Here is a 6,922-nt window from a genome sequence, read left to right on the forward strand (position 1 = left end):
GTCAGACGCCGATCCGGCCGCCCGACTTCCACACCGCCACGACGGCGGGACGCGGCTGCGTGTCGCCGCCGTCCGGCCAGTGCGACGCCGGATTGTCGGCGCTCGCGTCGTCCAGTTCACCCGGGTGCTGCACGCACACCGTGACCCGCTCCTCGCTGACGATCGGACCGCACGTCTCGGCGCCCTTCGGGACGGTCAGGAACTGCTTGGTCTCGCCGCGGTTCGGCCCGTCGAGGACGACGCTGAACAGGCCGTCGTTCGACTTCAGCGCGTTGCCGTCGGTGGAGATCCACAGGTTGCCGTGCGGGTCGAACGCCAGGTTGTCGGGGCAGGAGATCGGGCTGACGCTCTCCTTGTCGAACCCGCCGAAGTAGGTGTCCGCGGCTGTCGGGTCGCCGCATACGAGCAGCAGGTTCCACGTGAACGCGGTGCCGGCGTGGTCGTCGGTCAGTTCGAGGACCTGACCGTTCTTGTTGTTGTTGCGCGGATTGGCCTCGTCGGCCGCCGCGCCGCCGTCGACGCCGCGCTTGGTGTTGTTGGTCAGCGCCACGTACACCTTGCCGGTCGTCGGGCTGGGTTCGAAGTCCTCGGGGCGGTCCATCTTGGTGGCACCGACCTTGTCGCCGGCCTGACGGGTGAACACCGCCACCTCCTCGGCGCTCATGCCGTCGACGAGGGATTCCCCCTTGCCGTCCTCACCGGTGCGCAGCAGCGGGATCCACTCCCCGGTGCCGTCGAACGTGCCGCTGGACGGCAGCGCCCCCGACCCGTCGATCGCGTCCGCGGAGTTGCCGGCGAACTTCGCGACGTACAGGGTGCCCGCGTCGAGCAGTGTCATGTTGTTGCGGACGGCGGCCTGGCTGTTGCCGTCCATCATCTTGCGGCTGGAGACGAACTTGTACATGTAGTCGAAGCGTTCGTCGTCGCCGCTGTACGCCACGACGGTGCCGTCGTCGGTGACGTGGATGGTGGCGGCCTCGTGCTTGAACCGGCCCAGCGCCGTGTGCTTGACGGGTGCGGACGTCGCATCCCACGGGTTCACCTCGACGACGTACCCGAAGCGGTTGGCCTCGTTCGGCTCCGCGGTGAGGTCGAAACGCTTGTCGAAACGCTCCCATTTGCGTTCGGATGCAGCACCTTCCACGCCGTACCGCTTCAGCCGCGCGGCGACGGTGGGGTCGGTGACCAGTTCGGCGTTCGCGAAGTACTGGTTGAAGTTCTCCTCCCCCGACAGCACCGTGCCCCACGGGGTCACGCCCCCGGAACAGTTGTTGAGCGTGCCGAGCACCTTGGTGCCCGTCGGGTCCGCGGACGTCTTCAGGAAGTCGCTGCCCGCGGCGGGACCGGTGACGAGAAATTCCGTCGTCGCCGTGATGCGCCGGTTGTACGGCCCGAAGTCGGGAGTGAGCGCGCCCGAGCCGGATTCACCCTTCACCTGCACCACGGACAGTCCGTGGGCGGCGAGCGCCGTCTGGAACTGCTCCGGCGACGGGTTCTCGGCGTCGTATCCCGTGAACATGAACGGCTCGGTGGTGTATTCGTGGTTGACCACCAGCAGGAAGGTGTTCGGCTGCCCGTCGACCGGCAGCAGTCCGGCGAAGTCATTGTTGAACCCGAACTGCTGCGCCTGCGCCTGGGCGGTCTGGTTGTCGAAGTCGAACGCGGGTGCCCCGGGCAGCACCGGGTCGCCCCAGCGGATCACGACGGCCTGCTCGTACCCCTCGGGGACGACGACGGTGTCCTCGGTGTTGGGGGCGACGGCACCGAAGTTCGTTCCCGCCGGGGTGGCGCCGTCCGAACCGCCCGTGCCGGTGGCACTTCCGCTGCCGGAGTCGTCGGAGCAGGCGGCCAGCGCACTGCCCGCGCCGACGGCGAGGACGGCCATCCCCGTCCCGCGCAACATCCCGCGCCGCGACAGGGCGGTGCGGGCGATGTCACGGAAGTATTCGCCGTGTGAGGTGTTGGGCACGTCGTGGGAGCACGCGTTTCCGCATTTGTACTGGCAGGTGACGGACGCGCGCGAGGACACGCCGTCATGGTTGACGAACAGTGCGAGGGGTTTCAAACTCACCGTGGCTCCCGATTCGAATGCGGACAACTCCGGCACCGTAGAAGTCGTAAGCGAGGGAAAGGGAACGTATGTGTGAACGCGCGGACAACGAGGCGACCCTAAGTCTGGCGTAATTTACGTCTAGCCAGCAGCCCGGACGGCGTGCACGATGGATAGATGGACGCCGTCGATGCGTTGCGGGAAATTGCGTTCTGGCTCGAGCGTTCGCGCGACGAGGGACCCAGGATCGGCGCCTTCCGCCGGGCGGCCGATGTACTCGAGTACTCCACCGCGGAGGAGCGGGAAGCCCTGGCGGCGAACGGCTGGGTATACCTGCCCGACATCGGCTCCGAGGCGGCCGCGATCATCCGGGAGTGCGCCGATGCGGTGCCGCTGTACCTGACGTATCTGCGCGGTTCCGCGGAGCCGATCGGTCTCGGCGGAACGGAACTGCTCGAGGCCCTCCGCGGCGACCTGCACACCCATTCGGATTGGTCGGACGGCCGGTGCCCGCTCCGGGAGATGATGCGGCGCGCCGCCGCGCTGGGGCACGACTACTGCGCGATCACCGACCACTCGCCGCGGCTGACGGTCGCGAACGGGCTGTCGTCGGAGCAACTGCTCGTCCAGTTGAACGTGGTCGCCGAACTGAACGTCGAGCTCGCGCCGTTCCGAGTGCTCACCGGAATCGAGGTCGACATCCTCGACGACGGCACCCTCGACCAGGACGACGACCTGCTTGCCGACCTGGACATCGTGGTCGCGAGCGTGCACTCGCATCTGGACACCGACCGGGCGACGACGACCAAGCGGATGCTGCAGGCCGTCAAGTCTCCGCACGTCGACGTGCTCGGGCACTGCACCGGCCGCCTCGTCGAGGGGGTGCGGGGACCGCGGCCCGAATCGAAGTTCGACGCGGAACGGGTGTTCGACGCGTGCCGCGAGTACGGCACCGCGGTGGAGATCAACTCCCGCCCCGAGCGCCGCGACCCGCCGGGCCGCCTGATCGACCTCGCACTGAACAGCGGCTGCAAGTTCTCCATCGACACCGACGCGCACACCACCGGGCACCTCGCCTGGCAGGGTTATGCCTGCGAGCGCGCCGCCGAGCGCGGAGTCGAGCCGTCGGACGTGATCAACACCCTGCCCGTGGCCGAGCTGCTGGAGTGGACCGGCGCGCCGATTCGGCAATGATCCGTGTCGGGCTGATCCCGGTCGCGGTGGTCGCCCTGGTGATCGCCGCCGGCGAGGGCGCTCCGCGCCCCGTGAGTGGTTGACGAGTCTCTGGACTCGCTAACCACGCACGGGCGCGTCAGCGCACGATCACGACGTCCAGCGTCCGGGGACCGTGCACGCCCTCGACGCGGTTGAGTTCGATGTCGCTGGTGGCGCTGGGACCGCTGATGAACGTCAGCGGTGTGGTGGCGTCGAGGGTCTGGAAGGCCTGCGGCACGGTGTCGACGATCTGATCGGTGCGCACGATGCAGATGTGGTGATCCGGGACCAGGGTCAGCGCCCGGCGTCCCTGACCGGCGCCGCCGTCGAGCACGATGGTCCCGGTGGCCGCGATTCCGAGGGTGCAGCCGGTGACGACCACGTCGATGGCGTCGAGTTCGAGCGTCGACAGTTCGGCGGGTGCGCCGTCGACGACGACGTCACCGCGCGGCCGCCACGACTGCGGCAGGTCCTGTGGGACGACGGCCCGCTTCCCCTCCGCGATCAGTCCGGTGACGATCTCGGCGACGGTGGTCTCGTCGGCGCGGTGGACCTGTGCGCGGTAGTCGTCGACGGTGTGGGCGAACAACTCGACGTCGCCGGGGCCGGACGCGGGCTCGCGGTGGTAGTCGCGGGGAACGGGTTCGGGGGGCGGCGCGTCGGCGAGCGCCGACCGGATCCGGGACAGTATCTCTGCGCGTGCGGTCATCGGGTCGTGTCCTCGTGTGTGCGGGCCCACCATTGTCGGAACGTCTCCTTCGGCGGGGCGGGCAGGTCGCGGCTCGCGGTCCATTTCGACGCCGGGTACGGCAGCGACGTGATGCGTCCGGACCGGCCGCCCAGCACCCGGCCGACCTTGGCCGCTGTCTCGGCGGCGGCGAACCGTTTCTCCGACCCCATCACGAAGCCGGCGGCCTTCATCGCGAGGTCCTGGCCGCCGGGCAGTCCGTGCCGTTCGGAGTCGACCTGTTCCGCGCGCAGGTGCACGAGGATGCTGGGGATGTCGATGCGCACCGGGCAGGCGTCGAAGCAGGCGCCGCACAGGGTGGACGCGTAGGGCAGTGAGGCGTTGGGGTCGTCGTGGCCTGTGGTCCCGGTGAGTTGTGGGCTGAGGATCGCTCCGATCGGCCCGGGATAGACGGACCCGTATGCGTGACCGCCCGCCCGCTCGTAGACGGGGCACACGTTCAGGCAGGCGCTGCAGCGGATGCAGTGCAGCGCCGACCGCCCGGTCTCGTCCGCGAGGACGTTGGTGCGACCGTTGTCGAGCAGGACGACGTGGAAGTTCTGCGGGCCGTCGCCGGGATGCACCCCGGTCCACATGGAGGTGTACGGGTTCATCCGTTCGGCGGTGGACGACCGTGGCAGCAGCTGCATGAACACCTCGAGGTCGGTGAACGTCGGGACCAGTTTCTCGATGCCCATGAGCGTGATGAGGGTGTCGGGCAGGGTCAGGCACATCCGTCCGTTGCCCTCCGACTCCACCACCGCGAGGGTTCCGGTCTCGGCGACCCCGAAGTTCGCGCCGCTGATCGCGACCTTGGCGGACAGGAACTTTCGCCGCAGGTGTGCCCGCGCGGCCATCGCCAGCGCGCGGGGGTCGTCGGTGATGTCCTTGTCGATACCGGGCATCGCGTTCAGGAAGATCTCGCGGATTTCGGCGCGGTTGCGGTGGATCGCGGGAACGAGGATGTGACTCGGTTTGTCCTCGCCGAGTTGGACGATGAGTTCGGCGAGGTCGGTTTCGATGGCCGCGATCCCGTTCTCCTCGAGATGCTCGTTCAGGCCCGTCTCCTGCGTGGCCATCGACTTGACCTTCACCACCTCGTCGGAGCCGGTGGCCCGCACGAGTTCGGTGATGATCCGGTTCGCCTCCTCCGCGTCGCGCGCCCAGTGGACGGTGCCGCCGCGGGCGGTGACGTTCTCCTCGAACTGCACGAGCAGTTCGGGGAGCCGGGCCATCACGTCCGCCTTCAGGGCGCTGCCGGCCCGGCGCAGTTCCTCCCAGTCGTCGACCTCGGCGACCGCGGCGATCCGTTTGTTGCGGATGGTGGTGGTGGCGGCGCCGAGGTTGGCGCGCAGCTGAGTGTCGGTGAGTGCCTTCCGGGCGGCGTCGGGGAAAGATTCCGTGCCCCGGATGTTTCCGGTGCCGGCGTGGAAGGTGGGTGAGCCGAGGAACGTGGTCATGCGGTGCTCCCGATCATCTCGGTGCTCGCCAGGATCTCGGCGAGGTGGACGGTGCGGACCCCGCTGCGCAGCCGGGACAGCCCGCCGCCGATGTGCATCAGGCAGGACGAGTCGCCCGCGCTGCACACCTCGGCGCCGGTGCTCAGGACGTTGCCCATCTTGTCGGCGAGCATCGCGGTCGACGTCTCGGAGTTCTTCAGCGCGAACGTTCCGCCGAAGCCGCAACAGGATTCGGCCGCGGGCAGCTCGATCAGGGTCATCCCCCGCACCGCGCGCAGCAGTTGCAGCGGTTTGTCGGCGACCCGCAGCATCCGGAGCGAGTGGCACGTCGGGTGGTACGTCACCCGGTGCGGGTAGTAGGCGCCGACGTCGGTGACACCGAGGACGTCGACGAGCAGTTCCGACAGCTCGTACGTCCGGGACGCGACGTCCTCGGCGCGGGTCGCGAGCGATTCGTCCCCGTACCGCCGGGCGACCATCGCGTGCTGGTGCCGGACGGATCCGACGCAGGAACCGGACGGCGCCACCGCGACGTCCCACGACGGTCCGCTCTCGAACGCCTCCACGTGGTGACGGACGAGCGGCAGCGCCTCGGCCTGGTAGCCGGTGTTGACGTGCATCTGCCCGCAGCACGTCTGCTTCGGCGGGAACACGACCTCGTGGCCGAGCCGCTCGAGCAGACGGACCGTGGAGGTGGCGGATTTGGGGAACAGGGCATCCGCCAGGCAGGTGGCGAACAGGGCGATTCTCATCGGGTACTCCAACCGGGCTGGGCTGTGGTCTGACCACAGTAGCGCACTGTGGTCAGACCACACCAGGTAAACTTCGGTCGTGCGCACACACGAGGTCGTCCTGCACCGCATCGAGCAGGATCTGGCGGCCGGCAAACTCACCGTCGGCGGTCGTCTGCCCGCCGAGCGCGCACTCGCCGAGGAACTGGGCGTCGGACGCTCGTCGGTCCGCGAGGCCATGCGCGTGCTCGAGGCGATGGGCATCGTCCGCACGGCCGTCGGGTCCGGACCGGACGCAGGCGCGATCGTCGCCGCCGACCCGGCCGCGTCCATCGGCGCGGCACTGCGACTGCACATGGCGACGCGCACCCTGCCGATCCGCGACGTCGTCCAGACCCGCACGCTGCTCGAGTCGTGGGCGGTGCAGGAGGCCGCCGGGCAGTCCGGTGACCTCGACTTCTCGGCCATCGACGCACTGCTCGACGCGATGGACGACGAGGACCTCTCCCCGGAGGCGTTCCACCGCCTCGACGCCGACCTGCACGTCGCGATGGCCGAACTGGCCGGCAACGTCCTCGTCGAGGCGATGATGGTCTCGCTCCGCGACTCCATCCACGGCTACGTCATGCAGGCGGTTCCGCTGCTCGACGACTGGCCCGCGGTCGCGACCCATCTGCGCTGCGAGCACCGCGGGATCGTCGCCGCCCTCCGCGCAGGGCACGGCGCCGAGGCCGCCGGC

Annotated in this window: 6 protein-coding genes; 2 read left to right on the plus strand and 4 right to left on the minus strand. The window is 69.2% G+C overall.

All coding sequences use genetic code 11. From position 1 onward, the window contains the following. Window position 1: 1 nt before the first annotated feature. Window positions 2-2,071 carry a PhoX family protein gene (locus tag ACFTZB_RS40955; protein ID WP_378440955.1) on the minus strand — a complete coding sequence of 690 codons (2,070 nt, stop codon included), beginning with the start codon at window positions 2,069-2,071 and terminating at the stop codon, window positions 2-4. Between the two features lie 156 nt (window positions 2,072-2,227). On the opposite strand from ACFTZB_RS40955, the gene ACFTZB_RS40960 reads away from it, so the two are divergent. Next, window positions 2,228-3,244: a PHP domain-containing protein gene (locus ACFTZB_RS40960; protein WP_378440957.1), complete on the plus strand. Its 1,017-nt coding sequence runs from the start codon at window positions 2,228-2,230 to the stop codon at window positions 3,242-3,244. A gap of 118 nt (window positions 3,245-3,362) precedes the next feature. Here the strand turns inward: ACFTZB_RS40960 and ACFTZB_RS40965 are convergent, their stop codons facing one another. From ACFTZB_RS40965 to ACFTZB_RS40975, 3 genes are read right to left on the minus strand one after another with little or no spacing between them, the layout of a single operon-like run. Continuing rightward, window positions 3,363-3,974 carry a lactate utilization protein C gene (locus ACFTZB_RS40965; RefSeq protein ID WP_378440959.1) on the minus strand — a complete coding sequence of 204 codons (612 nt, stop codon included), beginning with the start codon at window positions 3,972-3,974 and terminating at the stop codon, window positions 3,363-3,365. Beyond that, on the minus strand, window positions 3,971-5,452 hold the full coding sequence (locus ACFTZB_RS40970; protein WP_378440962.1) for a LutB/LldF family L-lactate oxidation iron-sulfur protein: 1,482 nt from the start codon (window positions 5,450-5,452) through the stop codon (window positions 3,971-3,973). Before ACFTZB_RS40970 ends, ACFTZB_RS40965 begins: the two co-directional genes overlap by 4 nt. After that, window positions 5,449-6,204, minus strand: coding sequence for a (Fe-S)-binding protein (locus ACFTZB_RS40975; protein WP_378440964.1), 756 nt, complete (start codon window positions 6,202-6,204; stop codon window positions 5,449-5,451). The genes ACFTZB_RS40970 and ACFTZB_RS40975 overlap by 4 nt, the downstream gene beginning before the upstream one ends. A 79-nt stretch (window positions 6,205-6,283) precedes the next feature. Here ACFTZB_RS40975 and ACFTZB_RS40980 point away from each other — a divergent pair. After that, window positions 6,284-6,922, plus strand: a 639-nt coding sequence (locus tag ACFTZB_RS40980) for a FadR/GntR family transcriptional regulator (RefSeq protein ID WP_378440966.1), incomplete at its 3' end; no start/stop codon positions are given.

Origin of the sequence: Rhodococcus sp. NPDC057014 (assembly GCF_042673295.1) — a bacterium.
Taxonomy (GTDB): domain Bacteria; phylum Actinomycetota; class Actinomycetes; order Mycobacteriales; family Mycobacteriaceae; genus Rhodococcus_F.